The sequence below is a fragment of the Candidatus Propionivibrio aalborgensis genome (assembly GCF_900089945.1).
GTDB classification, from domain to species: Bacteria; Pseudomonadota; Gammaproteobacteria; order Burkholderiales; family Rhodocyclaceae; genus Propionivibrio; species Propionivibrio aalborgensis.
On sequence record NZ_FLQY01000083.1, the window covers coordinates 1 to 1,198 of the forward strand.

At 56.3% G+C, this 1,198-nt stretch carries 1 protein-coding gene; it reads right to left on the bottom strand.

Annotated elements, in window-relative coordinates:
• Positions 1–177 precede the first annotated feature (177 nt).
• On the bottom strand, positions 178–1,198 hold a 1,021-nt coding region (locus PROAA_RS05480; RefSeq protein WP_483771105.1), incomplete at its 5' end, for a UvrA family protein.

Genomic DNA, 1,198 nt, shown 5'->3' on the forward strand with positions numbered 1-1,198 from the left:
ATGGCGTCGATCAATTCAGATTTGTTCATATTGTCTCCTGTTGTTGATTGTAGAGAGCCGTATTGGCGGAACTCAGCGGGGATTCTTGCACTTCACGCGCTCTCTGGGAAGGGGTTTGAGTCTGGAACCGGTAAAGAAGATCAAAAAAAAGTGGCGTTTTGTGGCTCAGTGACAACGTCAACAAATGTTTATCGATCTTTTCCGCACCAGCAGTGGCTTCAGGTAGTGTCCCGTATAGCTCCCCGCAGTTTTTCCAATGACCTTGGGCGTACCCGCGGCTAGTATTCTACCGCCGCCCTCGCCGCCCTCGGGCCCGAGATCGACGATCCAGTCCGCTGTCCGTATCACATCCAGGTTGTGTTCAATAACAACCACCGTGTTGCCATGATCTGTCAGACGATGAAGCACCTTGAGCAGCATTTCAATATCCTGGAAATGTAGGCCGGTGGTCGGCTCGTCAAGAATATAGAGTGTTCGTCCAGTATCGCGTTTGGACAATTCGAGGGCCAATTTTACCCGCTGGGCCTCACCGCCTGAGAGCGTTGTTGCCGCCTGGCCGAGCGTAATGTACGACAGGCCTACGTCGACCAAGGTTTGCAGCTTGCGTGCGACGACCGGAACCGCATCGAAGAACTCACGCGCCAGCTCGACGGTCATTTGCAGGATGTCGTGGATAGTCCTGCCCTTGTAATGCACTTCAAGCGTTTCGCGGTTATAACGCTTGCCGTGGCAGACGTCGCAAGTGACGTAGATGTCGGGAAGGAAGTGCATCTCGACCTTGATTACACCATCGCCCTGGCAGGCTTCGCAGCGCCCGCCCTTGACGTTGAACGAAAAGCGGCCGGGGCCGTAACCGCGAGACCGCGACTCCGGCACGCCGGCGAACAACTCGCGGATCGGTGTCAACAGGCCGGTATAGGTGGCCGGGTTGGAGCGCGGCGTACGGCCAATCGGTGACTGGTCGACGCTGATGACTTTGTCGAACTGGTCAAGGCCGACGATTTCGTCGTACTCCGCGGCTTCCGCTGTCGAGCCATAGAGATATCGCGCAGCCGCAGCGTAGAGGGTGTCGTTGATCAATGTTGATTTGCCGGAGCCGGAAACGCCGGTGATGCAGGTAAACAATCCAACCGGCAGTTCCAGCGTCACGTTCTTGAGGTTATTGCCGCGCGCACCGCTCAATTTCAGCAGCCGCTTG